At 32.4% G+C, this 24663-nt stretch carries 32 protein-coding genes; 27 read left to right on the top strand and 5 right to left on the bottom strand.

Annotated elements, in window-relative coordinates:
• Positions 1 to 184: 184 nt before the first annotated feature.
• Both ACRBBL_RS00320 and ACRBBL_RS00315 read right to left on the bottom strand, forming a co-directional pair.
• A complete protein-coding gene (locus ACRBBL_RS00320) occupies positions 185 to 361 on the bottom strand; it encodes a hypothetical protein (protein ID WP_431367045.1) in 177 nt (58 codons plus the stop codon).
• A 76-nt stretch (positions 362 to 437) separates the two neighbouring features.
• Positions 438 to 638 (bottom strand): hypothetical protein, encoded by a 201-nt coding sequence (locus tag ACRBBL_RS00315; protein ID WP_431367044.1) that lies wholly within the window; start codon positions 636 to 638, stop codon positions 438 to 440.
• A gap of 227 nt (positions 639 to 865) precedes the next feature.
• Between ACRBBL_RS00315 and ACRBBL_RS00310 the strand changes: the two genes are divergently transcribed.
• The 3 genes from ACRBBL_RS00310 (at position 866) to ACRBBL_RS00300 (ending at position 3141) form a co-directional block, all read left to right on the top strand.
• Positions 866 to 2257: an MATE family efflux transporter gene (locus tag ACRBBL_RS00310; protein ID WP_431367043.1), complete on the top strand. Its 1392-nt coding sequence runs from the start codon at positions 866 to 868 to the stop codon at positions 2255 to 2257.
• Positions 2244 to 2471: a hypothetical protein gene (locus ACRBBL_RS00305; protein WP_431367042.1), complete on the top strand. Its 228-nt coding sequence runs from the start codon at positions 2244 to 2246 to the stop codon at positions 2469 to 2471. Before ACRBBL_RS00310 ends, ACRBBL_RS00305 begins: the two co-directional genes overlap by 14 nt.
• A 100-nt stretch (positions 2472 to 2571) precedes the next feature.
• Complete coding sequence (locus tag ACRBBL_RS00300) at positions 2572 to 3141, top strand: phosphatase PAP2 family protein (RefSeq protein ID WP_431367041.1); 570 nt, start codon at positions 2572 to 2574, stop codon at positions 3139 to 3141.
• Positions 3142 to 3155: 14 nt separating this feature from the next.
• Here ACRBBL_RS00300 and ACRBBL_RS00295 read toward each other — a convergent pair whose 3' ends face one another.
• Positions 3156 to 3713 (bottom strand): hypothetical protein, encoded by a 558-nt coding sequence (locus ACRBBL_RS00295; RefSeq protein ID WP_431367040.1) that lies wholly within the window; start codon positions 3711 to 3713, stop codon positions 3156 to 3158.
• Positions 3714 to 3987: 274 nt separating this feature from the next.
• Here ACRBBL_RS00295 and ACRBBL_RS00290 point away from each other — a divergent pair, with 274 nt between their 5' ends.
• From ACRBBL_RS00290 to ACRBBL_RS00280, 3 genes are all read left to right on the top strand, one after another.
• Positions 3988 to 4167 carry a hypothetical protein gene (locus ACRBBL_RS00290; protein WP_431367039.1) on the top strand — a complete coding sequence of 60 codons (180 nt, stop codon included), beginning with the start codon at positions 3988 to 3990 and terminating at the stop codon, positions 4165 to 4167.
• Positions 4168 to 4282: 115 nt separating this feature from the next.
• Entirely contained in the window at positions 4283 to 4699 is a 417-nt protein-coding gene (locus ACRBBL_RS00285; protein ID WP_431367038.1) for a hypothetical protein, read from the top strand.
• A 384-nt stretch (positions 4700 to 5083) separates the two neighbouring features.
• On the top strand, positions 5084 to 5383 hold the full coding sequence (locus tag ACRBBL_RS00280) for a hypothetical protein (protein ID WP_431367037.1): 300 nt from the start codon (positions 5084 to 5086) through the stop codon (positions 5381 to 5383).
• A gap of 78 nt (positions 5384 to 5461) precedes the next feature.
• Here the strand turns inward: ACRBBL_RS00280 and meaB are convergent, their stop codons facing one another.
• Positions 5462 to 6547, bottom strand: a complete 1086-nt coding sequence (meaB, locus tag ACRBBL_RS00275; RefSeq protein WP_431367036.1) for a methylmalonyl Co-A mutase-associated GTPase MeaB — start codon at positions 6545 to 6547, stop codon at positions 5462 to 5464.
• Positions 6548 to 6966: 419 nt separating this feature from the next.
• Between meaB and ACRBBL_RS00270 the strand changes: the two genes are divergently transcribed.
• The 17 genes from ACRBBL_RS00270 (at position 6967) to ACRBBL_RS00190 (ending at position 21399) form a co-directional block, all read left to right on the top strand.
• Positions 6967 to 7521, top strand: a complete 555-nt coding sequence (locus ACRBBL_RS00270; RefSeq protein ID WP_431367035.1) for a hypothetical protein — start codon at positions 6967 to 6969, stop codon at positions 7519 to 7521.
• Positions 7522 to 7783: 262 nt separating this feature from the next.
• Positions 7784 to 8338, top strand: coding sequence for an RNA polymerase sigma factor (locus ACRBBL_RS00265; protein ID WP_431367034.1), 555 nt, complete (start codon positions 7784 to 7786; stop codon positions 8336 to 8338).
• Positions 8335 to 8856, top strand: coding sequence for a hypothetical protein (locus tag ACRBBL_RS00260; RefSeq protein ID WP_431367033.1), 522 nt, complete (start codon positions 8335 to 8337; stop codon positions 8854 to 8856). The genes ACRBBL_RS00265 and ACRBBL_RS00260 overlap by 4 nt, the downstream gene beginning before the upstream one ends.
• A complete protein-coding gene (locus ACRBBL_RS00255) occupies positions 8837 to 10000 on the top strand; it encodes a hypothetical protein (RefSeq protein ID WP_431367032.1) in 1164 nt (387 codons plus the stop codon). The genes ACRBBL_RS00260 and ACRBBL_RS00255 overlap by 20 nt, the downstream gene beginning before the upstream one ends.
• Positions 10001 to 10016: 16 nt before the next feature.
• The gene (locus ACRBBL_RS00250) at positions 10017 to 11210 is read left to right on the top strand and encodes a redoxin domain-containing protein (protein ID WP_431367031.1); all 1194 of its coding nucleotides are present in this window, start codon (positions 10017 to 10019) and stop codon (positions 11208 to 11210) included.
• A gap of 277 nt (positions 11211 to 11487) precedes the next feature.
• Positions 11488 to 11922, top strand: a complete 435-nt coding sequence (locus ACRBBL_RS00245) for a DUF1842 domain-containing protein (protein ID WP_431367030.1) — start codon at positions 11488 to 11490, stop codon at positions 11920 to 11922.
• Positions 11923 to 12024: 102 nt separating this feature from the next.
• Entirely contained in the window at positions 12025 to 13389 is a 1365-nt protein-coding gene (locus tag ACRBBL_RS00240; RefSeq protein ID WP_431367029.1) for a lipase family protein, read from the top strand.
• Positions 13390 to 13557: 168 nt separating this feature from the next.
• Entirely contained in the window at positions 13558 to 14445 is an 888-nt protein-coding gene (locus ACRBBL_RS00235; protein WP_431367028.1) for a LytR/AlgR family response regulator transcription factor, read from the top strand.
• 133 nt (positions 14446 to 14578) lie between these two features.
• Positions 14579 to 14797, top strand: coding sequence for a hypothetical protein (locus ACRBBL_RS00230; RefSeq protein ID WP_431367027.1), 219 nt, complete (start codon positions 14579 to 14581; stop codon positions 14795 to 14797).
• Positions 14798 to 14990: 193 nt separating this feature from the next.
• Complete coding sequence (locus tag ACRBBL_RS00225) at positions 14991 to 15233, top strand: class I lanthipeptide (protein WP_431367026.1); 243 nt, start codon at positions 14991 to 14993, stop codon at positions 15231 to 15233.
• Positions 15234 to 15301: 68 nt separating this feature from the next.
• On the top strand, positions 15302 to 15538 hold the full coding sequence (locus ACRBBL_RS00220) for a hypothetical protein (RefSeq protein WP_431367025.1): 237 nt from the start codon (positions 15302 to 15304) through the stop codon (positions 15536 to 15538).
• 97 nt (positions 15539 to 15635) lie between these two features.
• Complete coding sequence (locus tag ACRBBL_RS00215; protein WP_431367024.1) at positions 15636 to 15863, top strand: hypothetical protein; 228 nt, start codon at positions 15636 to 15638, stop codon at positions 15861 to 15863.
• A 138-nt stretch (positions 15864 to 16001) separates the two neighbouring features.
• On the top strand, positions 16002 to 16553 hold the full coding sequence (locus tag ACRBBL_RS00210) for an aspartyl protease family protein (RefSeq protein WP_431367023.1): 552 nt from the start codon (positions 16002 to 16004) through the stop codon (positions 16551 to 16553).
• 160 nt (positions 16554 to 16713) lie between these two features.
• A complete protein-coding gene (locus tag ACRBBL_RS00205; RefSeq protein ID WP_431367022.1) occupies positions 16714 to 17859 on the top strand; it encodes a DUF2891 domain-containing protein in 1146 nt (381 codons plus the stop codon).
• The gene (locus ACRBBL_RS00200) at positions 17843 to 19033 is read left to right on the top strand and encodes an Nramp family divalent metal transporter (RefSeq protein WP_431367021.1); all 1191 of its coding nucleotides are present in this window, start codon (positions 17843 to 17845) and stop codon (positions 19031 to 19033) included. The genes ACRBBL_RS00205 and ACRBBL_RS00200 overlap by 17 nt, the downstream gene beginning before the upstream one ends.
• A 69-nt stretch (positions 19034 to 19102) precedes the next feature.
• Positions 19103 to 20557, top strand: coding sequence for a 5-oxoprolinase subunit PxpB (gene pxpB / locus ACRBBL_RS00195; protein WP_431367020.1), 1455 nt, complete (start codon positions 19103 to 19105; stop codon positions 20555 to 20557).
• Positions 20551 to 21399 carry a biotin-dependent carboxyltransferase family protein gene (locus tag ACRBBL_RS00190; protein ID WP_431367019.1) on the top strand — a complete coding sequence of 283 codons (849 nt, stop codon included), beginning with the start codon at positions 20551 to 20553 and terminating at the stop codon, positions 21397 to 21399. Before pxpB ends, ACRBBL_RS00190 begins: the two co-directional genes overlap by 7 nt.
• Here the strand turns inward: ACRBBL_RS00190 and ACRBBL_RS00185 are convergent.
• Positions 21377 to 21634 carry a hypothetical protein gene (locus tag ACRBBL_RS00185; RefSeq protein ID WP_431367018.1) on the bottom strand — a complete coding sequence of 86 codons (258 nt, stop codon included), beginning with the start codon at positions 21632 to 21634 and terminating at the stop codon, positions 21377 to 21379. The genes ACRBBL_RS00190 and ACRBBL_RS00185 overlap by 23 nt on opposite strands.
• Before the next feature lie 256 nt (positions 21635 to 21890).
• Between ACRBBL_RS00185 and ACRBBL_RS00180 the strand changes: the two genes are divergently transcribed.
• The 4 genes from ACRBBL_RS00180 to ACRBBL_RS00165 all read left to right on the top strand — a co-directional run bounded on the left by ACRBBL_RS00180 (position 21891) and on the right by ACRBBL_RS00165 (position 24585).
• A complete protein-coding gene (locus ACRBBL_RS00180; protein WP_431367017.1) occupies positions 21891 to 22313 on the top strand; it encodes a hypothetical protein in 423 nt (140 codons plus the stop codon).
• A gap of 14 nt (positions 22314 to 22327) precedes the next feature.
• Positions 22328 to 22981: a hypothetical protein gene (locus ACRBBL_RS00175; RefSeq protein ID WP_431367016.1), complete on the top strand. Its 654-nt coding sequence runs from the start codon at positions 22328 to 22330 to the stop codon at positions 22979 to 22981.
• 171 nt (positions 22982 to 23152) lie between these two features.
• Positions 23153 to 23926, top strand: coding sequence for a sensor histidine kinase (locus tag ACRBBL_RS00170; protein WP_431367015.1), 774 nt, complete (start codon positions 23153 to 23155; stop codon positions 23924 to 23926).
• Positions 23927 to 23931: 5 nt separating this feature from the next.
• Positions 23932 to 24585 (top strand): response regulator, encoded by a 654-nt coding sequence (locus tag ACRBBL_RS00165; protein ID WP_431367014.1) that lies wholly within the window; start codon positions 23932 to 23934, stop codon positions 24583 to 24585.
• Positions 24586 to 24663: the final 78 nt, after the last annotated feature.

The following is a 24663-nucleotide window of genomic DNA, read 5'->3' as shown; positions in this document are numbered from 1 at the left end:
ACTTATAGGTTTCCTTGAAATTACCCTTTTGTGTATAAAGTTGTAGTAGTTTGTTTTGTAAATAGGTATGTATATATTCGAAAAGGCTTCAAGATATAAACCAGAAGCCTTTCTTTCCCCTAAATGATAGTCTGCTTATGATATAACTACATTTATTTTTAATTTGTTTAAGTTAGATGTTATTTTAACATGTATATATTTGTGGACAAGCCATAAACCAAGGACAATATTTTGGTCCTGTTACACGTCCTGCACAATCGCATCCGCACTTAGATAAATCATATCCAGCTCCACCATTAATTTGACTTTGCTCTTCTTTCGAAATAGCAGAAATTCCTTTAATGTTTAAAATGTTTTTCATGATTTAAATATTTAATTATTCCTTACTCTATTTACAGGTTTTTCAGGAACCACCTTTTTTACTTATGAAATATTAATTAGATGTCATCTCCACAAGTATACACTTGAGGGCAAGCAATTAGGTCTTCACAATACTTTGGTCCTGTTACGCGTCCTGCACAGTCACATCCACAACTGAATATACCGCCACCTGGCCAACCTGCACCACCATTAATTTGACTTTGCTCTTCTTTTGAAATTGCAGAAACACCTTTAATGTTTAAAATGTTTTTCTTCATAATTTTAAGTTTTTAGTTAATAATCTGAATATAAATCGATATTGTATTAAGCCACTCTATAATTTATACATACAAATTTAAAAGTAGATTATGTAGGAAAAAAACAGTTGTACTTCTGATTTAAAAAACAGCGTCTTCAATTTATAAAATGGAAAGGATAAATTCGCCCTAAAGTATGAGCGTTTACCATAAAAGAGCTCTATATTTGCCACGTTAAAAAAGAACCCGTGATCTTACAAAATTACACCAAAGAATTTAGGTATAACCTCAAACTAGCATCGCCTATTATTTTAGGTATGTTAGGGCATACCTTTGTGAGTTTTGTAGACAATGCCATGGTAGGACAATTAGGAACTGCGGAGTTGGCAGCTGTATCACTTGGAAATAGTTTTATATTCATTGCAATGTCACTTGGTATTGGATTTTCTACTGCGATTACGACATTGGTTGCAGAAGCAGATGCTGCAGGAGATAAAGCAAAAGTAAAAGGAGCATTAAAACACGGTTTAATACTTTGTACCATTATCGGAATTGCCGTTTTTTTGGGAGTCATACTCGCAAAACCGTTAATGTATGAAATGAAACAACCCGATGAAGTTGTAGCCTTAGCAATGCCGTATTTAAACTTAGTGGCTGCTTCTTTAATTCCATTGATAATGTTTCAAGCGTTTAAACAATTTGCAGATGGTTTATCACAAACAAAATACGCTATGTGGGCAACGTTGCTGGCAAATGTAGTCAATGTCATTATCAACTATTTCTTAATATTTGGAATTTGGATTTTTCCTAAATGGGGAATTATTGGTGCTGCAATTGGAACATTGGTTTCACGTATAGTAATGCTGATATTTATCTGGTTATTATTACGTTACAAGCAAAAGTTTAAAAATTATGTTACGAATTTCAATTTTAGAGAAATAAAAAAATCAGTACTAAATAAGATCATTTCTTTAGGATTTCCATCGTCATTACAAATGCTTTTTGAAGTGGCTATTTTCACGGCAGCAATTTGGTTGTCAGGTATTTTAGGGAAAAACTCGCAAGCAGCAAATCAAATAGCACTCAATTTATCATCGATGACGTTTATGGTTGCCATGGGATTAAGTGTCGCAGCAACGGTTCGTGTGGGGAATCAGAAAGGTTTGAAACGTTTTTCAGAACTACGCCGAATTGCATTGTCATTATTTTTACTAGTATTAATTATCGATATCATTTTTGCCATCATGTTTATGGTATTTAACAATTGGTTTCCAACCTTATATGTAAATGAAAATGATGTCACCAATTTAGTAGACAACCAAGAAGTAATAATGATTGCGGGAAAACTATTATTAGTATCTGCATTCTTTCAACTTTCTGATGGAATACAAGTGGTTGGTTTGGGGATTTTACGCGGTTTACAAGATGTGAAAATTCCAACATTAATCACGTTTTTTGCCTATTGGATTGTTGGTTTTCCAATCTCATACTATCTCGGATTATACACAGAATACAAAAGTACTGGTATCTGGATTGGTTTGTTGGCAGGATTGACAACTTCTGCAATATTATTGTATATTAGATTTAATTATTTATCAAAAAAACTTATTAATAAGCAAACAACTCATGGAGCTTCCTAAATTTTTATTAGGCGATAATACCGATTATCCAAATGCGATTTTTATCGTGCATACAGAATTCCCTAGATTCATTATCAACCTAGAAAATGATGAAGTAGAATGGTTGGAAGAATTCGATAAGGAAGATGAAAAAGAACTATCTGCGGAAGCCGAAAACTTATTTCAATCGGCAAACGACTTTTACGATCGCGAATTGTCTCGTTACGAAGATTAACCTCGATAATCGAGATTTAAAATTTGCTTTAGTTTGCCAACATATAATATAAATTTCTTTTGAATACTTTTCGGGCAACCTCAAATTAATTCTGGCTATTATGATCGATCAACTAATAAACTTTGACAAAGAAGTATTTCTATTCTTAAATGGACTCGGAACGCCAACTTGGGATGGTTTTTGGATGTTTATCACGAACAAATATTACGCCATTCCGTTGTATGCATTCTTGTTGATTCTGATCCTAAAAACAAACAAAAAGAAAGAGATTATCTTTACGTTGGTCTTAGTTGCATTGTTGATTACGATTACTGATCAGACCGCAAATCTGTTTAAGAAAACACTCTTTTTACGTTCAAGACCTTGTTATACACCTGATTTGGTAGATCACATGCGCTTGGTAAAAGATGGCTGTGGTGGCGCTTATGGCTATTTCTCAGGTCATGCTTCCAATGCTATGGCTTTAGCTGTTTTTATAGGTCTGATCTTGCGAAAGCATTTCAAATATATTTTTCCTTTTCTATTAATTTGGGCAGCATTTGTTGGCTATAGCCGAATTTATATTGGTGTACACTTCCCAGGTGATGTACTCACAGGAATGATTGTGGGTGTTATTTATGGAACAATGATTTATAAACTACGGAGTTTTTTGATCAAGAAATATGCGTAGCAAAGCTAGTTTGACTATTTGATTTTTTTATCAATAGCTTTCTTTAAATCTTTTAGCGTACTACTATTGTTCAGATTTAAATCGGATAAAATCTCTTTAATAAAAGGCCTGCAATAATCCATTTCATCATCAAAACTAATACAGTTTGTGCATACAGAGTAATTTAATAAAACAAAATTTTGGACTACAATTAAATCACCTCCTTGATTTGGTGATGAACAACTTGAAGCTCTTTTTGCAAAATCAGATTTCTGTTTGCAAAATTGTAAATCTTGAATCTTATATATATTAAATTCCATAGAAGGTAGCCATTCTTTTATATGAATGCTCTCACGCTTTTTATCTTCAATAACTTTAGTTCTTTTAAATTCAATCTCTGCGATAGGTTGTATAGAATCTGTAGTTTTTTCAACATCGTAGGTAATATGATAAGTCCAATCCTTTAAATTGTTAGCGCGTGATTCTTTTTCTTCGGTATCTGAAAGTGGCTTTTTAGTATCTGCACTAGTTTGATTACAGCTAAGTTGTAGAAAAGAAATTAATAATAAAATTGGTAAAATTATCTTTTTCAAAATGGTTGTTTTCTTAATTATACTGTAATTTAAGAGTAATAATTGAATTTAAAAATAGAGAATGAGTGAACGATCTATTTTATTGAGTGAACTTTTATAAGAATAATATCAATTAGATAACTTAAATAATTATTACACTACAAATCAAGTATAAATTGTATTACTTTTTTTGGTATAAAATTTGATGAATTACAGTATCATATTAAAGGATTGATTCAGTATATACCACAGAATCAATTCACTAATTTTATTATTTAACCAAAATACTTATATCATGAAAAAAAGAAAGTTGAAATCATTAGAATTAAACAAAAAATCAATCTCAAGTTTACGCGAAAATCAATTAAATGGAGGAACTGGGTCATGGTGGACAGATAATTCCATTTGTGATTGTGCAACCGAAAGAGATTGTACAGACACAGAATGCCATACTGTTTGGGATTGTGAGCTGTAAAAAATAGTATCAAAAGCTGTGTATGTCATGTACACAGCTTTTTTTATTTGCACGCAACCAAATGTTATTTACTACATCTACAAAGTAGGAGAGTTCACCAAAAAACATTAAAACCATGAAAAATTTACTTTTACTTTTAGTCTTAGCAGCACTTTTTATTTCTTGCAATAATGATGATAACAGCTCAACACCTGAAGAAGTCTCACTTGTTGGAAATTGGAAACTGATAGAATATCTTGCAGATCCTGGAGATGGAAGTGGAGAATACATTGCAATTACAAGTGATAAAACGCTAACCTTTAGTGCTAACGGAGAAATTACATCAAACTATTCACTTTGTAATATGTTAGTAATAACTGAACCGGAAGCTAGTAGTGGAACCTATTCAACTGTTACAGGAGTTATTGATGTTCCGGAATGTGCCAATGCTGCTCCTTTAACCATCAATTTTGAAATATCAAATGAAAGAAATTTAATAATCTATCATCCTTGCATTGAAGCTTGTAGTGAAAAGTATATAAAACAAGAGTAACATTCTTATTATGAATTGAATAATGATGATACAGATACAAAACGCCATACAGTTTAAAATGGTGAGATATAATAGCACAAAATTAGTTTGATAATACTAAGCGAACTTCGGTTCGTTTTTTTCATTTATAACAACACGTTTTTTTACAATTTCGATCTCTTATCAATGATTGAAAATAATAGCAAATAATTTTGTTTTTTGCTAGATTTATTGTTTTCTAAATGGTAAACATGTGATGTGTTTAAAGTGAAGATTATGAGCGATTTAACATCGTTTTTAATAAACTTTTTTTTATACACGCTTTTTTAAAAAACCGACTATTCTTCCTTTAAATTCCTGATTTTCAAAATTATATTTACAATGTTTAACATGAAATTTATTATTATGAAAAAAAAGAATTTAAAATCATTAAGTCTGAACAAAAAGTCAATTTCAAGCCTGAGTCATACAAAAGGTGGCTTTGAAAGAATTACAATCAGTCAAAACTTTATTGATGTATGCTGTCCAATTTTTGGTACATTAGAAGAATGTCTTGGTTCACAAAATACACATTGCGGAGGCGGTGGCGGTTCTGAAGCTCATTTGGACTGCGAGCATACAACTGCACCATCCAATCAATTGAATTGTGGACATAGCGTTGCTGGCGATTGCTCTATGGATTGTTCAATTAACACAAATTGTTAGTATAAACATCTATTTTTAAGCTACACTTATGTGGATTTATAAGCGAACTTCGGTTCGCTTTTTTTATGCTTAAAACATTTAAGAATTCAATAATTTTAATAACTGTTGCGCTGCATTAAATGGAGAAATAGTACTATTTTCAGTAGCTTCTAAGTAGGTATCCAATTCTTTTTTTACATTCGGATTCGTGTAGAAATTATGTTTCAGGCGTTCTTCAATAGTTTGTAAAAGCCAAAAACGGTTTTGTTGCTTTCTATGCGTTTCAAAATAATCGTTTGCTTTTGTGCTTTCGCGGAATGCCTCAATCATTTGCCAAACATCGTCAATTCCATCTTGCTTTAATGCAGAAGCTGTCACAACTTTAGGAAGCCATTCAGACGCTTTCTGTGGATATAAGTGCAATGCACGCTTAAATTCCGTTCGTGCCATTTGCGCACGCTTTACGTTATCGCCATCCGCTTTATTAATCACAATTGCGTCTGCCATTTCAATAATTCCACGTTTAATTCCTTGCAATTCGTCTCCGGCACCAGCCAATTTCAACAATAAAAAGAAATCGACCATACTGTGTACAGCAGTTTCGCTTTGTCCAACACCAACAGTTTCAATAATAATCGTATCAAAACCACAGGCTTCACATAAAATAATAGTTTCGCGGGTTTTTCGTGCTACACCGCCAAGAGAATCGCCAGAAGCAGATGGACGAATGAATGCGTTTTCGTCCTTTACCAAATCTTCCATACGTGTTTTGTCACCTAAAATACTTCCGCTAGAAATAGAGCTACTTGGATCCACGGCTAACACAGCTACTTTTTTGCCCAAAGCTGTTAAGTGCTTCCCAAACGCTTCAATAAATGTGCTTTTTCCCACACCAGGGACACCTGTAATTCCCATACGAATAGAATTATTGGCATGTGGTAAACACTTTTCAATAAGTTCCGTTGCTTTCGCCAGGTGTTTGGTGCTTTTACTTTCTATCAAAGTAATAGCACGACTTAGCGCGACTTTATCCTGATTTAAAATTCCAGTAACCAATTCATCTACAGAAGGTTGTTTCCGTCTATTTTTCTTGATAGAAGCCACCGAAGATTTGCTGATAAAATCGGGTTGTGAAACACCGTCTTTTTCATGCAATGCAGAGGTATGTGTTGGTTTTGAATTCAAGTCTTGTGTACTGTCTTTATCTATAAAACGAAATTACGATATATTTTTAATTAATTCTGAATTCACAATTCAGAATTATGAATTAAATTAATCCGAAGTATTATATTAGGTGAAATTTGCTTTTTAATGAAAAGAGGCGTCAATTCTGCGGAACGAGCCTAACAGCGAAAGCAATCTTTTTTTTAAAATTTCTTTTGCTTTTTGATTGAAAGATTAAACAATTGAAGATTGCTTAATTTTTAATTATTTCCAAATTTCACTTGAACTGACGTTTTGAGATATATTTAAAACTTTTTTGGATGATTTTGACGTTGTACAAGAAAATTGTAGTTTTAAGAAATGACCAAATCATCAAGAGAAAATAGGTTTGATTATAGCAGAAATAAAAGAAAACCTTTATATCTATTCATTGACACAATATGAGAAAAACTATTTTATGTATTCTTATTCTTCAAATTTTAATTAGTTGCAATAGTACATCGAAAGAAGTAAAAAACGAATTAACTGATTTATCTGAATCAACACAAATCGAGAAAATTGATTCGATTGTCAAGTACCGCTCTGATGGGACAAAAGAATATATAATACCAACCGTGAACGGGATTAAAACAGGAAATAAGCTTTGGTTTGATAACAACCAAAATATCATTGGATTTCAACATTATCAAAATGATTCCTTAGGCGGTTTCGGACTCATTCTTAATGATAACTTTCGACCAAAATATTTATTTGAAAATAACAATGGAAAACGGAATGGCGTTTTAATTGAATTTTACGAAAATGGCGTCATCAAATCATTTAGAAATGCTGACATTTTTCATGATAGTCAAAATATTGATTTTCACGAAAATGGAACTATAAGAAGAATTGGTCAAACCAAAAAAGGAAGAGGTAGTGGACCAACTTTCTATTTCAATGAAAACGGAATTTTAGAAAAAACTGCGGAATTGTCAAATGGAAATGTAAAAGAATAAATACTGTTGTCAAGAAGGTAAATAATTAATTACGTGTTATGTGAGTACTCAGATAATCCTATGGATCTCTCCTCAGGGTTGTCCTTTTTTGCGAACTTTAACCCTAACGCAAGCAACCTACAAAAGACCGCTAACTTTCATTTTTTCTCAAGCGCAGCACAAGTCTCACAATCTAAGAAGTCTAAAAAAACAAAAGAATTTTTTTAAAAATGAAACGCTCCAAAAATAATGTCGTCTTTACAATAGAACACAAACAAAACGAATGAGCCAACAGCATTTAGGAATCTTAAAAAAATGTATGCAAGGAAATCGGAAAGCACAAATGAAGCTCTACGATTTATATGCTGATGCGATGTACGTTGTAACCTGTCGTTATATTTCCAATAGGGAAGATGCGAAAGACGTTATGCAAGAAGCATTTTTAAAAGCATTTACACGATTGTCACAATATAAAGGAGAAGTCACTTTTGGTGCTTGGCTGAAACGAATTGTTATCAATCAATGTATAGATACATTAAAGAAACGATCATTGGTATATGAAGAAATGAATGATCAGACGATGACAATTATTGATGATGATGATTCTTGGGAAGTTACTATTGAATTGACAAAACAAGAAATTCTTCAAGTCATTGAAAACTTACCAAATAAATACAAATACGTATTGCAATTGTATTTGATAGAAGGATACGATCATCAAGAAATATCTGAAATTTTAGAAATTCCTGTTCGAACGTCACGCACACAATTGATGCGCGGAAAAACAAAATTAAAGAAAACAATACATGATCTTTTTAAACATAAAATATCATTATGAATAATATTAAAGATATAGTAAACGAAAATGATGCTTCTTTGGAAACTCCAAAATTACCTAAAGGACATCGCGCTGAATTTTTAGAAAAATTATCAGCTACAAATACGATTTCAACTTCTAACAAACCGTTTAACTATTGGCGTGCTATTGCTGCAGCATGTGTATTGCTTATAGGAATTGGAGCTTTTGTATACAGCAATTATAGCGGAGAAGAAGTAAAAGAATCGTCTTTATTTGCCGAAATGAAGTCCATAGAAGATAAGTATTTACATAATATTGCTTCCGAATGGGAATCGTTTCAACTTACTGCGACAGATGCTGGTTTGGTCAAAAAGTACAAAGAACGCTTGGAAAACCTAGATGCGTCGTATCAAGAGTTAAAGCAAGCATTTTTAGTAGAAAAAAACAGTTTGACTGCGCTAGAGAAGATGATTAAGAACTTGCAAATGCGATTGACACTTTTGCAGGAAATTCAACAACATTTAAAAAGATTGAAAGATGAACAACAAAATATATAAAACCCTTGTGCTATTTTTAATTGGTTCGTTTGGACTGATAGCACAATCAAAAAAAACGTATCAAAAAACCTTTTCGGTTGATAAGAATACCAAGTTGTTATTTGAAACGCAGAATATTGATGTAACGTTTAAAACATGGGACAGAGATGAAGTAAAAGTAGATTTTACTGTCGATTTTAAAAATTTTTCAAAGGAAGAAGTAAAGAAAACTTTAGATGGAATTATTATGTCATCTCAAGTAGAAGCATCGATGGGTGATATGAATTATTTACAAATCCAAAATGTTTCTCAAACTTCTATAGGAAGATTGTCGTATCAAATTTCAGGCGGAAAAATTAGTATTGACAATTTATTTTCAGATAAAAAAGAACCGAATCGATATCGTACCGTAAAAGATATTAATAAAGAAATATCGAAAAGCTATGATGGTTTTAATGCTATGGAAGGTCATATTATCTTTGAACATGATAGTATCCCTTTAAAAGATGTTGATAAAAGTAAGCACAAAGGTATTTTAAGGATTCGATCTAAATATGAAGTGTATATTCCTAATTATTTGGCGTTAGATATCAATGCTAGTCAAGCACAAGTTGATTTTGATGGAACTTTTAAGAATAGAATACAAGGGACTTTTCAAAACGTTGAATTGACTGCTGATGAATTGAATAATGAAGGGAATAGTATTCAGTTTATGAACGGATCTGTAAGAGTAAAGAAGTTAGTAGGAGGAACGTATTATTTTAGAAACGTCACATTTGGCTTGTTTGGGGAAATTGAAAATCTATTGATGAATACTGAGTTTTCAAAAATCAGTGTTGGAAAGGCTGGAAAGAATTTACAATTCAAGGATTTTAAGAGTGATTTCTTCTTCTACAATTTGACTAATGATTTTAAGTTAATTACGATGATGTGTGAGTATTCAGATATCAAAATGTATATCGATCAAGATCAAAAATATTATATGGAAGCTGTGGGACACAATGCAATTTTAAAAGATGGTAAAGCAAAAATCATTATGCAACCTAACAAGGAAGGAAGGAAGCAAAAGATGTTTACACGTGGAAAAGATACTGACGAAAACAGGAAAAACATGTTTAAACTCGATTTAATCCACGGCTTTATAACCTTATTCTACAACAAATAAATTAACCAATTACAAAATGAAAAAACAAACAATATTGTTGGTGCTTCTGGCATTGACCAGGATGACCTACGCGCAAACGAAACTGGAAATTGGAGATACAGTTCCTAATATCAAATTTTCAAACTTATTGAATTCACCAACTTCAGAAGCTTCATTATCAGAGTTAAAAGGCAAAATTGTTATTCTTGATTTTTGGGCAACTTGGTGCGGACCGTGCATTCCTGCAATGAAGAATTTAATCAAATTGCAAGAAATGTTTCCAAACGACATTCAAGTCATTGGAATTGCAGAAGACAAACCTGAGCGTTTGCAACGATTTATAGACAATTCGCCATCAAAAGCTTGGTTTGGTTTGCAAACAGAAGCGTTAGAAACTCTATTTCCTTATAGAATATTATCGCATGCAATCATTATAAATTCAGTTGGAGAAATAGTGGCAATAACGTCTACTGATAACATTACCAAAGAAGTGATTGAAGCGGTAAAAGCAGGCGAGACAATTTCGTTGCCATACAAACAAGAAAACATCACATTTGATTATGAGGCAGATCCGTTTCCTGTAAAAGATGTAAATGCTAAACGTGTGTTGCTTAAAGGCGGCTTTGAAGGAGTTGCTTCCTATTCAAAAGGGTATTTAAAAGATAAAACCTTCAATGGAAGACGTATTACAATCATCAATCAAACGGTACCAAGCATGTATCGAAGTCTATACCAAAAGACATATACGAGAACTGTTTTTGAAATTGATAAAGAAAAGTACAGTTATAAAGATTCAAAAAATAAATATTGTTTAGATATCATCACAGAAAAGGCTGGAGATGAAATGTATCAAATAGGAATAAAAAAACTAGAAGAAACCTTTGCTGTAAAAGCAAAACTTTCAAGACGTACCATTCCTGTGTATGTACTAAGTGTGATTGATAGAACGAAACTGAAAAAGCTAAAATCGAAAACTAAAAAACGTACTTTAGAGTTTAGAGGATATGAATTTCATGCTAAGAAGATTCGTATGGCTGAGTTTTCAGATTATATAGAAAACGAAACGCCAGTTCCTGTGGTTGACGAAACCAACTATTTAGAATTTTTGGATATTGATTTTGTATTCGATCCACAAAAGAAAAATTCTTTCAAAGAAGAACTAGCCAAAATAGGTTTAAAACTCAGCAAAGCAGAACGCGAAGTAGAACTATTGATAATTTATGAAGACTAATCTTTTCGTAAACTCATTAAAAACGCCAGATTGATATCGTTTCAATCTGGCGTTTTTGTATGCAGATTTTAAAAATATACTTTTCAATAAATAACTCGCTCTTCACATTTCATCGTTCACGGAACAAATCTCTTCACTCGCGAATAATTCAGAATCTACGCCAATTTGACAACTACTTTTACCATGTAAAGCAACAAAATGATATCATTTTTACGCATTGCATGGCGGAATCCGAAAAGCCTAAATAGAGTAGGAAAATCAATTAAAACTTATCGTTATGTCAAATTCAGTACCAAATGTATTTCTATTAAATCTTCTTATCGGAGAAAGTATGCCAGGGGCAATTACTTGTACAATGAACCTTGGAGTAACTCCAAAAACAAGAACAGTGCAAGGACGTTCTGTAGTTTTTCAAGCAGTAAATCCACCGTTACATGTAGAATCTGCTGTGACAGGAAAATACAATTACTTATGTACAAATACAAGTTGTCATATTATGATTGTTGTTAGCGGATATACCGAAAATGAAAGAGGTAGTCTAAAGAATTTTGAAGCAAGAATCTTATTAGAAGACAACTGGGAATCAGGAACTGCCAACTATTCATTTTTAAGAGATGGAGAATGGGTTAAAATGTCTAATCAAAAAGTAAGAGCTATAGAAAATAGTGAAATTAATGACTTAGGAAAACTAGCAGAAGCGGCGAATAACTAAAAGTCATTCAATAAATAGCATTACTAACATAGCATGTTTTCTGTGTTAGTAATGTTGTTTTAAAATCTATCTCAATTTAATAATTAATCAAAACCAAAAATCATGAATATATCAGAAACAACACAAGAAGAAAAAGCAAGAATTATACATAGTCTATCGTTTGCAAGTAACTCAGGATTTGGTAAAATATTCGAAGACGAATCAACTTGCCAAAAATCCTATGAAAAATTACAGAATTATGTAACAGCTGTATCTAATAAAGTATTATCAGATAAAAGAACACAAGAATATATTGGAGATGATTGGGAAACAGTTTGGGGACCAGTTGTATACTCAAATGATCAAAACTCGTCATTTGCCAGAGCAGATAATACGATGGGAGTTTACTTTTCAAAAGCACAAAAGCTATTTGTAATCGCAATAGCAGGAACCAATTCTATTTCAAGCTTTGGTTGGATGAAAGAAGATTTTGATGTAAAAAACACTAAAAAATGGAGAAGTATTACAGGTAGTGGATATGGTTCAATTTCACAAGGAACGGCTACAGGCTTGCATATTTTAACTAAAGAAATGCAATCTGATGGAACTGATTTTTTTACAGCAATCACAAAGTTTATTAGTGACAAAAAAATAGAAGAAACTGAAATTGCAGTAACTGGACATAGTCTAGGAGGAGCACTTTCACCTGCGTTAGCTTTGTTCATTTCTGATAAAAAAGCTGAACTTGGTTCTAAAACAGCTATAACTATATCAACATATCCTAGTGCTGGACCAACTATAGGTGTAGAAACGAGTTTTTTTAGGTCAAGCACAAGCTTTATCCATTATTATGAAAAACAAATTAAAGATAAAAAAATTCACTACCATGGAGTGAAAAATGATTTAGATATAGTGCCAATGGCTTGGGATAAAAATGATTTAGTCAAAATCCCTGATCTTTATAGCAATAAGAAAATTACAAATGAAAACTTCAAGACATTAGCACTTGTAGCCATATTAAATACGATTAATAAAGATAGGTTTCCTCCACAAGTTGTATACAAGCAAATTCAACCTTTAAAATCATTAGGAGGTACATTTAACGATCCTATGGATAATAAAGCTAGAGAATTATTTAATTTCTTTAGAGAAAACCCAATCCTTACAGATTCTTGGATTCCAAAACCACTTCAAGGAAACCTAAAAGATTTAGAAAGTTTAACTCGATTCTTTGCACAAGCAGCATATCAACATGTAACAGCTTATGATGAGTTATTAGGTATTACAAATTTCATGAAGCAATATAAAGAGGTTGCAAAAGAAGTGAATACTAATGATGCCAATGCTCCAGAAATAGCTGCGAATTCAGAACAAATGGCTTTTGGATTAGCAAGTGAAGCTGTAGGTTTTGACATCAATAGTTTACTTGAGTTAAGTGAATTAAATGATGAAGAATTAAAAAAACTAACTGAAGAAGGAGAAGAATAAATTGTATTCATCTTATTTTAAAAGTATCTAAGATCAATTACATTGATGTTGGATACTTTTTTATATCACTCATCACAAAAACATGAATTTCGTCACAAAGAAGGGTAAAACCGTAATCGAAGCAAAAAACAATTTTGTAATTTCAAATTGCCTTTTAAATACAAAACAGTGACACTAACCAATCTATCGTATTATTTTCAGCAAAAACATCAACTAATAGACAATCAAAAGTATTACTTTAAACTTGCTGTAGTTGTTGGAATTGTGCTTACCATCTTTGTCTACATCTTTGATCCGTATGACAATTACTTAGCGATTCCAAAGTTTGAAATTCCTATCAAAATCATTCAATTAGGGTATGGAATCAATACGACACTTGTTATTTATGCTTTGTATTGGTTATGCTTTCGGAAACTACAATTTGCCAAAGGGAATCGTGACTGGAAAACCTATCATCATTGGCTGTTATTAGTAGCAATATTGAGTGTAGCTGGTTTTATTGGGACAGTTTATCACAGATTTATGATGGACGTTGGCGAAGTCGATTCCACTTATTACATGCTAGTTACGATTCCGAGGTCAATTATGATTGCAGTTCCTCTATTCATTATAACAGTACTTCTCGATAGATTGTATACAACTCCAAATACATCATCAAACATAGTAACATCAATTACAAAAGCAAGTGAAGTTATTGAGGCAGACAAAAGAATCATCTTAAAATCGCCTATAGTCAATCAATGTATTGAAGTAATGCCTTCAACGATTGAATATATCAAAGCATCGGGAAATTATGTAGAAATTTACTCCACAGGAGATAAAAAACCACAGTTACTCCGAGCTTCTTTACGTTTTATAGCGGAACGTTTAGAATCGTATAATTTCCTTATAAAATGTCATCGACAATATTATGTAAACATTCAAAAAGTAAAAATACATAAAGGGAATTCACAGCGTGTCTTACTGTTTTTAGAAACTGCCAAAGATGAAATTCCGGTTAGTAAAAGTTATGTAAAGCAGATTCTTTATCATCTTAAAAATAGCAAAAATTCATAGTTGTTCATTCGCCACAAATTAGATGTATTCGTCACAATCATTTTTAAATGTTTGAAAATCAATTTATTATTGGTGAGAACAAAATTTGTTCTTCTAAATCTTCTGAATCAACCATTTAAAATTGAAGCGTATTATGAAAAAAAAGCTAAAAAAACTTACACTAAAAAAGAATGTAGTTTCTAATCTTGACAAAATTGTAGGAGGTGTAGCAGAGCCAAATGGAACTAAATTTGGGTCAGCATGTCAAAACCCATGTGACACAAGACTCAAAAGCTGTGTTCCAATTGTTTGTTTAACACAATTTGACTACGGTTTTCCTTGCTCATGGATTATCTGTGCTACGCCAAAATAGAACTCAGTTTAATTAAAAATAGGCATCTAATCATTCATCACAAAAAGTATTCATTCGTCACAATTGTTTTTAAATAGGTTAAAAACAGGGTAATTTTAATATCGATATTTCAGTCAAAGATACCTACAAATAGGATGCTGAAAAATTGTAAAAAACTTAATTATCAATAACCATTTTAAAAATTCTTAAAATCATGAAAAAAAAGAATGTAAACAAATTGAGCCTTCAAAAAAGAGCAATCTCTAGACTAGATAATTTACGAGGAGGACTTGTAGCAGGAGCTGCAGCAGCAAGCCCAGTCGCTGTAGGGACAAATGTATGGTCCAACTGTGAAGTATGTGATACAGTTCGAAAAACACAATGTAAAGGAGATGACTGTCCTAATTTCACAACACCTTGTAACAACGTTGTGCCAGTAAATGCTGGAGCTGTTTAAAAAAGAATTTTAAAAGCGAACCCTTAGGTTCGCTTTTCTTAATTAAATGAACTAAAAATAATCAACAGATGAAAAAAAAGAATCTAAAAAAACTATCGTTAAACAAAGATGCAATCTCAAACCTTGATCAAGTAAAAGGTGGGGTAGCAGCAAATGGAGCAGAACCAGTAGGAACTCGCGTAGGATCTGGATGCCCAGACATTTGTGAATCAATTCGAAGAAGTTGTGGACCAGATGTTTGTATTACTGAAAATGGATACGGATTTCCTTGTTCTTGGTTAATCTGTGCAGCACCAGGTGCATAAAATGATGTTGAAAAAGCAAATTTCGGTTTGCTTTTTCAACGTTTCTAATTTAAATCAATTGAAAATATAATTTGATTCATTAAAAGCGACAGTTATTATGAAAAAAATAAAATTTCAAAAATTAACATTGCACAAAAATGTTATTTCCAATTTAGAACAACCTAAAGCAGGACAGGCAAACCCAATAGAAATATCTAAAAGACCACTTCCAGGTGTATGCACGGTAATTGAAAGTTGTGCTAGACCAAGAAGTTGCGGACCTGAAGTATGTTTAACTGAGCAAGGTTACGGGCTCGGATGTTCTTGGGTTATCTGCACACCATAAATCATTATAGACACTAAAAAACACTTATATTCTAGCAAGCTTTGACTTGCTTTTTTTAGCTACAATAAGTATCTCATCAACAAAACATCAGATAGAAATTAATTATATTGCAGTAATAGCACTTTTGATGAGATTTTTATGAAAAAAACACTAATTACAATTGGACTTTGTGTAGCACTATTTGTAGGGTACAGTTTTAGTACTGAATTTAGACAAACACACAAATCTTCTCAAGAAACAGTAAAAGGCGAATTAAATTTAGAGGGGATTTTACTAAAAAATGGATATGTAAAAATTCCACTGACTAAAATATTTACAGGGCATTTGCAATTACAAATTTCTATCAATGGCGTAGAAGGAAACTTTATTTTAGATACAGGAGCAAATTCAACCACAGTTGATGCAAAAGCAAAAGCAAAATTTAAAATGAAAGCTGAAACTTCTGAACAATTAGCCACAAGCGCAGGAATTACAGACATCTTATTACAAGAATCTACAGGAAACACACTTCGTCTAGAATCACTAGAGTTAAAAGATTACACCGTATTTTTAATGAATTTAGATGTAGTCAATAAAGCATTAGAAAACTATGAAACAGAAGAAATAGATGGAATCATAGGTGCTGACATTCTAAGTGAAAAAGAAGCTATTATCGATTATGCAAAACTCACACTGTATCTAAAAAAATAATTCAACATATAACAATCTAAAAACACTTGTGCTGAGCTTGTCTAGGTAAATACGTCTAAAGATCTAACAAGTCTAACAATCTAAGAAGTCTAGAAATCTAGTAGCCCAACATTCCAAACAAAATTCCTATATTGAAGCTTCAACCAAAACACCATCAAAATTGAAAAAAATTAGCTACTTTTTGATGCTTTGTATTTTTGTACAATGTCAACCAAAAGAAACCAAAGAAATCAAGAAAACAACACCAAAAACTACAAAAACAAGTAAAACCATCACAGTCTCTAGTAAAATAGCCGCTTTATCCTTAGCAGAAGCCAATCGTTTAGCAGCATTACCATTGCATTGTATGCAGGAAGAATATCCTAACAAACTCAATCAAACCATTGGGAGTGAAGAAGATTTACAATCTCCAAGAGTATTGCATCCAGCATTTTACGGTTGTTTTGACTGGCATTCTTCTGTGCACGGACATTGGTCGTTGGTAACTTTACTAAAGCAATTTCCAAACTTAGAAAACAGCGCAGAAATCAGAGAGAAATTAGCCGAAAACATATCCAAAGAAAATATAGAAATCGAAATTCTATACTTCAAAGGAAAATACAACAAATCGTTTGAACGCACGTACGGTTGGGCTTGGTTGCTAAAACTCGCAGAAGAATTACATACTTGGGACGATCCGTTAGCACGCAAGTTGGAAGCGAATCTACAACCTATGACTGATATAATTGTACAAGGATATTTAAATTTCTTACCAAAACTAAATTACCCAATCAGAGTAGGAGAACACACAAATACAGCTTTTGGACTCACATTTGCCTATGATTATGCTAAAACTGTGGAAGATACAGCCTTAAAAAGTCTCATAGAGCAAAGAGCAAAAGACTTTTACATGACTGATGAAAACTGTCCAATATCTTGGGAACCAAGCGGATTTGACTTTCTATCACCATGTCTGGAAGAAGCAGATATCATGCGAAGAGTATTAGGGAAAGAAGCTTTTAAAACGTGGCTCAACAAATTCTTACCACAACTAGCAGATAAAGATTTTCAACTAGCGCAAGGAAAAGTGTCTGATCGTACTGATGGAAAACTAGTGCATTTAGATGGTGTCAATTTCAGTAGAGCATGGTGTTTATACGGAATTGCCAACGAATTTCCTGAATATGCACACTTAAAAAATGTTGCAAATCAACACATAAACTATTCACTACCAAGCATTGTAGACGATAACTATGAAGGAACACACTGGTTAGGTTCATTTGCAATCTATGCTTTAAATACTGCAGCCAATGTTCAAATGGATTAAAAATATAGGACCAGGAACGCTTGTTGCAGCAGCGTTTATAGGACCAGGAACGGTTACGATGTGTACCAAAGCCGGTGTGCAATTTGGTTACAGCTTACTGTGGGCAATGTTGCTATCTATCATTGCAACGGTTGTATTACAAGAAATGGCAGCTCGCACAGGAATCGTTACGCAAAAAGGATTAGCGGAAGTTATAAAAGGGCAAATAACAAGTCCGTTGTTACGAAACATAGCAATCTTCTTAATTCTAGGCGCAATTGTTATTGGAAATGCAGCATACGAGGCAGGGAATATAAGCGGCGCAACATTGGGAATGCAAGTCTTTGGTAAAGAAACTGCTGTATTCTACCCAATATTGATCGGAATTATCGCTTTTATAGTACTATTTATAGGAAACTATAAAATACTAGAACGTAGTTTGGTAGCACTTGTATTGATAATGAGTATCTCATTTTTAATCACGGCAATTCTTACGAAACCAGATATTGTTGCTATACTAAAAGGAACATTTACACCTTCATTTCCAGAAAACAGTAGCTTAATTATTATTGGATTGATAGGAACAACAGTAGTTCCGTACAATCTTTTTCTGCATGCATCCTTAGTCAAAGAAAAATGGAAAACAAAAGATGATTTATCAAGTGCTAGAAAAGACACAATGATCTCTATAGTTTTAGGAGGAATTGTCTCTATAGCAATTATTGTAGCAGCTACGGCAATTGCAGGAGGTAACGTAGACAACGCTTTAGATCTAGCGAAAGGATTAGAACCTTTATACGGAGAAAATGCAAAATACTTACTCGGAATTGGCTTATTTGCAGCAGGAATCACCTCTGCAATTACAGCGCCTTTAGCGGCTGCGTATGTAGCAAAAAGTTGTTTTGGCTGGAAAGCTTCCTTAAAAGACAATCGTTTTAGAGCCGTTTGGGCAATCATTTTAATATTGGGAGTTGTATTTTCATCTCTAGAATTTAAACCTTTAGAAGTCATTACGTTTGCTCAAGTAGCCAATGCTTTATTACTACCAATTGTCGCTATCTTTTTAGTGTGGATAGTTAACAAAGCCAATGTTTTAGGGAATTACAAGAACACGTTATTTCAAAACATACTAGCTATTTGTATCATTCTAATTACCATAATTCTTGGGGTAAAAGGAATTTATACGTTGTTTTAAGTTTAAGAGTTTATGCTATGAAAATACTAAGAAAGTAAACAACTTAACCCAAAACCCAAAACCCAAAAAATGCTACATATCAATTGTGATGTTGGAGAAGGCGTAGACAATGAGGAAATTCTCATGCCGTACATCAATGCATGCAATATTGCGTGTGGCGGACATGCAGGTGATGCGGAAACCATGCATGAAGTAGTTGCGCTGGCAAAAAAATATCAAGTAGAAATTGGCGCGCATCCTTCGTATCCTGATCGGGAAAATTTTGGACGTATTTCTGTAGATATGGCTTCCGCCGAATTCATCAAAACGATACAACAACAAATCACAAATCTAGAAGAAATTGTTGCTTTACATGCAGCAAAAATTGTGCATATAAAACCGCATGGAGCACTGTATAATGATGTAGCAAAAAGTGAAGAAAAAGCACAACTATTTCTCAAAGCAATTTCAAAATATAAAGGCAAATATAAACTCTATGTTCCATATAATTCTGTGATTGAAACGTTCGCTTTACAGCAAAATTTTGAGATCGTTTATGAAGCTTTTGCTGATCGAAATTACAACGATGATTTAACACTCGTTTCACGTAAAAAGAACAATGCGATTTTAACCAAAATAGAGGAGGTTATTCCACATGTTTCTAGACTTAAAAATGAACAAAAAGTACAAACCATTTCTAATCAAAAAATCATATTAAAATCAGATACGTTTTGTGTGCATTCAGATACCTTATATGCGATTGAAATTGTACAACAATTGCATTCACATTTCAATGCTAAAAATCAACTCTCAAAACCAACTTTTCCTAGCTATACAATGTATGGTGATTCAGGAATATTGCTTACTTGGGAAGCCAAAATGGCTGCAAAAGTGCTGAATAACGTGTTGGAATATAAAGAAAAAGTATTGAGTTTTAATATTAAAGTTTTACTTGATGTAATTCAATCAAATAATTCATTATTAATTATTTATGATAATTTAAAAATAAATTTCAGAACACTCCAACATTTGTTGGAACATTTGTTTTTGCTAGAATTTGACAAAATACAGACTTCAGCACGATTTTGTTGGGAAGTTCCAGTGTGTTACGATGCTTCATTTGGAATTGACTTGGAAGAAATCGCTCAAAAAAACAAGCTATCTGTAACAGAAATTATTAAGCTTCATACAGCTTCAGAATATCAAGTTTTTTCTATCGGTTTTTTACCTGGTTTTTTATACTTGGGCGGACTCGATAAACGATTGCATATTGATCGTAAATCAACACCGCGATTAGAAGTCAAAAAAGGTGCTGTTGGTATTGGTGGAATGCAAACAGGAATCTACCCAAAATCGAGTCCAGGTGGTTGGCAAATTTTAGGAAATTCTCCCATCAATTTTTTTGATGTTTCAAGTGAAAATCCATGTTTTGCAAAAGCAGGTGATTTCATAAAATTTGTATCAATTACACTTGAAGAATATCATGAAATTTTAACAGCAGTTTCTAACGGAAATTACACTTTAAAATCGACTGAAATATGTTAGAGATTTTGCATAGCGGATTATACTCTTCGATTCAAGATTTAGGAAGATTTGAGTATCGAAATTATGGCGTTCCAGTTTCGGGAGTTATGGACGAATATCATGCGAAATTGGCGAATCACATTTTAGGAAACGATGAAAACGATGCCGTTTTAGAAATGACTTTACAAGGAGTTAGTGTGTGTTTTCATGAAGCTACTCAAATTGTCATTTGCGGAGCTTATTTGTCACCAATACTAAATAATCAAGCAGTACGATTAAATGTTCCTCTAAACGTCAGTAAAGGCGATCAATTGAAGTTTGGTAAGCGAAATTATGGTGTTCGAACGTATCTAGCCGTAAAAAAAGGGTTTCAAACCGAAAAAATATTGAAAAGTAGAAGTTACTATGATGCAATCACTCCAAAATCCCGAATTGCTACAGGAGATTTCATTCCATATCAAGCACATGTAAAACAAATTGGCTCTAAAGCAAACATCGCACTTCAAAAAGAAATTTTTATAAATAAAGAAATACACGTTTACAAAGGTCCGGAATTTGATTTTTTATCAAAACAGCAACAAGAAAAGTTATTCAATACTGAATTTTCTATAGGTTTAAATAACAGAATGGCGTATCAGCTGCATGAAACTATTGAAAATGAGTGTCCATCAATTATCACTTCGGCAGTATTGCCAGGAACAATTCAGTTAACGCCTTCGGGAAAATTGATTGTATTGATGAAAGATTGTCAAACGACAGGAGGTTATCCAAGAATTTTGCAATTAGATCAAAAAAGCATCATCAAATTGGCACAAAAACATACAAGAGATAAAATACTATTTAAGAAGCTTTCAATTTTGTGATATCAATCTCATCGGAAAGTAATTGCATAGCATCTTCTTCGGTTAGCTTTCCTAAAATATCTTGTGTTCCTTCTTTAAAACTGTCATGATATAAAAACAAACGCCATAATGCACGGATAAACTCAGTATAGTTTAAACCGTCATTCCATTGAATAAACTTTTCAGTAAAAGCTTTATCAATGTGTGATTGAATAATAATGCGTGAAGCATTCATATTTCTGTCTAGGGAAGTCATTTATGGCAAATCTATTATTTATTGTGAAGCGAATTTAAGTTGTTAAAAAATAGCACACAAGAGGAAAGAGCCTTTATTAAAAGGGGGTTTTTCCCCTTTGTAAAAGGAAAAATCCTGAAATTTTGATTGTGTTTTTTGTTTAAAAATCTAGTTATCAGTTTTTTAACCTATAATAATAGCAACAGTCACATATTAACATTTTTAATTGTGATTCTTTATAAATAACTTGGTGGCAATAATCAATAATATTAGAAGTATGAGTGACTACAAAACCCCTAAAAACAAACTTATTAATAATGAGCAAGCAGCTGCATTAAATTTATGCTACAAAGACAAGCAAAAAGAAGGCTTTGGAGTAGAAAATGAAGATCATTTCTGTTGTTCTAGCTGGTATTCTCTAGAGGATTTAGAAGGCTATATTAATTATGTAAAAGAACAAGCTTTAGAGCAAAAAATTAATGTTAATGGTATCCGATTTTATTTTGGCGTATATCCAGAAACAGAAGATGAGTCTAAAGCAGGAAGAAACACATTATTTATGTGTCCAACCAAAGCAAGCTTAGGAATGAGTGAAGGAGGAAAATCGGGTGATGCAAACGATAGTAAAGACATTACTACTATTTCAGCTATGAATTATGGAGATGGTGGAAAACCACCAATTAATACTTACGGAGGATAATACTAAAATAATTAATGGAAGAACTACGTTTCTTGTCAAAATATTTGGCTTTAATAGTATTAGTATATGGTTGCTTTACGTATTCCAGTTATGCAAACACTAAAGCCAAATATTTTATTTTCAGCATTTTTTATGTTGTTTTGACTGAATTTTTTGGAGGATATTATTTTGAATTATTTGGTATGCGTAATTACCCAGTATATAATACATATACAATAGTTCAATTAACTTTCTTTTTATGGTGGTTTAGGCTGATGTTAGATTCAAAAAGCAGGCAAAAACTTGTTAACTTGTTTATTGTTTTATATTGGATTTTTAGTTTTTGGAATATAATGTATGGCCAAGGTTTCTTAACTGGTTTTCAATTTTATACATATGGTGTAGGAACAGTATTTTTATTAATAACTATTTGTTTTTATTTTATTGAAATATTTGGTAAGGATAGTATACTTAATATTACGGATTCAACTGTTTTCTGGTTCGCTTTAGGAATTTTACTGTTTTATGCAACTTACATGCCGTTTTTCTTTGCTTCTAAATTATTTTTAAATGTTGATAAATGGATATATAGCTTAGTCTTATTTTCTCTAAATCTAATTATGTATAGTTGTTATATTATAGGATTCTACAAATCCTATAGAAAAATGCAAGAATCTAAAAAGATATGACACCAACAGAAATACGTACATTGGCTTTTATTTGCGCTTCAACGATTTTTATTGTAGGAATATTAGTAGTTGTTACTTTAGTGTTCTTACATAAAAAAAAGAGGAAAATTATTAGTTTAGAATCGAATTTAAAGACGTTTCCTTAAAAATGATATTATTTGAAGAAATCTTATGAACGATCAAGAAGTACAAATGCTTGTAGCAGCAACATCCATGGTGTTGCTTATTTTGTTAATTACTGTCATCATCTTGTTTGTATTCTTTCAAAAGCGTAAACTGAAGTTTATTCTTGAAAAGAAAGAAGCAGAGAAGCAGTATATGGAAGAAATTGCCAAATCGCAAATAGAAATTCAAGAGCAAGCGTTGCAGAATATGAGTTGGGAATTGCATGATAATATTGGGCAGCTATTGTCAGTAGCACGCATGCATATCAATATATTAGGAACACAACTTACCGAAGAAAACAAAGAAAAATTAGACGATATTAGTGAAATTGTTGGAAAGAGTTTGCAAGAAATCCGATTGCTCTCAAAAACAATGAATACCGAGATTATCCAAAATATGGGACTTATTAAGTCGATAGAAGTAGAGTTAGATCGATTTAACAAGTTAAATTTCTTAGTCGCAACTCTGCAGACTCATGGAGAAGAACGATCTTTAGATATTAAAGAAGAAATTATTTTGTTCCGTATTTTACAAGAATTCTTTTCGAATGCAATTAAACATTCAAAAGCTAAAAGTTTAGAAGTAACTTTGAATTTTGAATCCGATCGATTGATTATCTTAGCACAAGATGATGGTGTTGGTTTTGAAGAAGGAGAAATAGAAAAAGGCTCAGGATTAATTAATATGAAAAGTCGTGCAGCCATCATAAATGCAGAATTTGCAATGAAATCTGCAAAAAATAAAGGAGTTTCCTTAACTTTATCCTATCCCTATAAATAAAAATAATGAAAAAACATTCAGTTGTAATTGTAGATGACCATTTGCTTTTTGCGCAATCTTTGCAAGGATTGGTCAATGCATTTGATGAGTTTGAGGTTTTATACCATGTAAAGAATGGAAGTGAACTGATAAAGAAATTATTAGAATCCGAAAACGTCCCAGATATTATCTTATTAGATATTAACATGCCTGTAATGAACGGCTTTGAAACGATGGAATGGATCAAAGATAACCGACCAAGTATTCAAGTATTGGCACTTTCTATGGACGATCATGAAGAAACAATTATAAAAATGCTGCGTTTAGGCGCTAAAGGATATTTACTGAAAGATATTCATCCAGAAATATTTTATAAAGCTTTAAATGAAGTGATTTCTAATGGAATTTATTATTCGGAACGTGTTGCAACTACGTTATTAAATTCACTTCATGGAGATGATAAAGATACTAAAAACGGAAAACCGTTGAAAGATACTGAGATGACATTCTTAAAATTGGCTTGTACGGAAATGACATACAAGGAAATTGCACAAGAAATGTGTTTGAGTCCTAAAACCATCGATGGATATCGTGAATCTTTGTTCAAGCATTTTAAGGTGAAAAGTAGAATAGGCTTGGTGTTGTATGCAATTCGCAATAATATGGTGAATAGTAAGTAGATCGCTTCGCTTTTTGATCGCTTCGCTTTTTGATCGCTTCGCTTTTTGATCGCTTCGCTTTTTGATCGCTTTGCTTTT

This window comes from Kordia sp. (assembly GCF_050633145.1).
GTDB lineage: Bacteria > Bacteroidota > Bacteroidia > Flavobacteriales > Flavobacteriaceae > Kordia.
This window is presented reverse-complemented; position numbering and strand designations above follow the sequence as displayed.

What these genes read in the sequence shown, in the direction of transcription:
- ACRBBL_RS00250 (WP_431367031.1), top strand. Translation starts at nt 10,017, where the DNA reads ATGAAAAAACAAACAATATTGTTGGTGCTTCTGGCATTGACCAGGATG.
- ACRBBL_RS00290 (WP_431367039.1), top strand. Translation starts at nt 3,988, where the DNA reads ATGAAAAAAAGAAAGTTGAAATCATTAGAATTAAACAAAAAATCAATC.
- ACRBBL_RS00210 (WP_431367023.1), top strand. Translation starts at nt 16,002, where the DNA reads ATGAAAAAAACACTAATTACAATTGGACTTTGTGTAGCACTATTTGTA.
- ACRBBL_RS00265 (WP_431367034.1), top strand. Translation starts at nt 7,784, where the DNA reads ATGAGCCAACAGCATTTAGGAATCTTAAAAAAATGTATGCAAGGAAAT.
- ACRBBL_RS00260 (WP_431367033.1), top strand. Translation starts at nt 8,335, where the DNA reads ATGAATAATATTAAAGATATAGTAAACGAAAATGATGCTTCTTTGGAA.
- ACRBBL_RS00320 (WP_431367045.1), bottom strand. Translation starts at nt 361, where the DNA reads ATGAAAAACATTTTAAACATTAAAGGAATTTCTGCTATTTCGAAAGAA.
- ACRBBL_RS00215 (WP_431367024.1), top strand. Translation starts at nt 15,636, where the DNA reads ATGAAAAAAATAAAATTTCAAAAATTAACATTGCACAAAAATGTTATT.
- ACRBBL_RS00285 (WP_431367038.1), top strand. Translation starts at nt 4,283, where the DNA reads ATGAAAAATTTACTTTTACTTTTAGTCTTAGCAGCACTTTTTATTTCT.
- ACRBBL_RS00230 (WP_431367027.1), top strand. Translation starts at nt 14,579, where the DNA reads ATGAAAAAAAAGCTAAAAAAACTTACACTAAAAAAGAATGTAGTTTCT.
- ACRBBL_RS00225 (WP_431367026.1), top strand. Translation starts at nt 14,991, where the DNA reads ATGAAAAAAAAGAATGTAAACAAATTGAGCCTTCAAAAAAGAGCAATC.
- ACRBBL_RS00175 (WP_431367016.1), top strand. Translation starts at nt 22,328, where the DNA reads ATGGAAGAACTACGTTTCTTGTCAAAATATTTGGCTTTAATAGTATTA.
- ACRBBL_RS00280 (WP_431367037.1), top strand. Translation starts at nt 5,084, where the DNA reads ATGAAAAAAAAGAATTTAAAATCATTAAGTCTGAACAAAAAGTCAATT.
- pxpB (WP_431367020.1), top strand. Translation starts at nt 19,103, where the DNA reads ATGCTACATATCAATTGTGATGTTGGAGAAGGCGTAGACAATGAGGAA.
- ACRBBL_RS00190 (WP_431367019.1), top strand. Translation starts at nt 20,551, where the DNA reads ATGTTAGAGATTTTGCATAGCGGATTATACTCTTCGATTCAAGATTTA.
- ACRBBL_RS00220 (WP_431367025.1), top strand. Translation starts at nt 15,302, where the DNA reads ATGAAAAAAAAGAATCTAAAAAAACTATCGTTAAACAAAGATGCAATC.
- ACRBBL_RS00170 (WP_431367015.1), top strand. Translation starts at nt 23,153, where the DNA reads ATGAACGATCAAGAAGTACAAATGCTTGTAGCAGCAACATCCATGGTG.
- ACRBBL_RS00240 (WP_431367029.1), top strand. Translation starts at nt 12,025, where the DNA reads ATGAATATATCAGAAACAACACAAGAAGAAAAAGCAAGAATTATACAT.
- ACRBBL_RS00270 (WP_431367035.1), top strand. Translation starts at nt 6,967, where the DNA reads ATGAGAAAAACTATTTTATGTATTCTTATTCTTCAAATTTTAATTAGT.
- ACRBBL_RS00245 (WP_431367030.1), top strand. Translation starts at nt 11,488, where the DNA reads ATGTCAAATTCAGTACCAAATGTATTTCTATTAAATCTTCTTATCGGA.
- ACRBBL_RS00180 (WP_431367017.1), top strand. Translation starts at nt 21,891, where the DNA reads ATGAGTGACTACAAAACCCCTAAAAACAAACTTATTAATAATGAGCAA.
- ACRBBL_RS00165 (WP_431367014.1), top strand. Translation starts at nt 23,932, where the DNA reads ATGAAAAAACATTCAGTTGTAATTGTAGATGACCATTTGCTTTTTGCG.
- ACRBBL_RS00305 (WP_431367042.1), top strand. Translation starts at nt 2,244, where the DNA reads ATGGAGCTTCCTAAATTTTTATTAGGCGATAATACCGATTATCCAAAT.
- ACRBBL_RS00185 (WP_431367018.1), bottom strand. Translation starts at nt 21,634, where the DNA reads ATGACTTCCCTAGACAGAAATATGAATGCTTCACGCATTATTATTCAA.
- ACRBBL_RS00300 (WP_431367041.1), top strand. Translation starts at nt 2,572, where the DNA reads ATGATCGATCAACTAATAAACTTTGACAAAGAAGTATTTCTATTCTTA.
- ACRBBL_RS00255 (WP_431367032.1), top strand. Translation starts at nt 8,837, where the DNA reads ATGAACAACAAAATATATAAAACCCTTGTGCTATTTTTAATTGGTTCG.
- ACRBBL_RS00315 (WP_431367044.1), bottom strand. Translation starts at nt 638, where the DNA reads ATGAAGAAAAACATTTTAAACATTAAAGGTGTTTCTGCAATTTCAAAA.
- ACRBBL_RS00200 (WP_431367021.1), top strand. Translation starts at nt 17,843, where the DNA reads ATGTTCAAATGGATTAAAAATATAGGACCAGGAACGCTTGTTGCAGCA.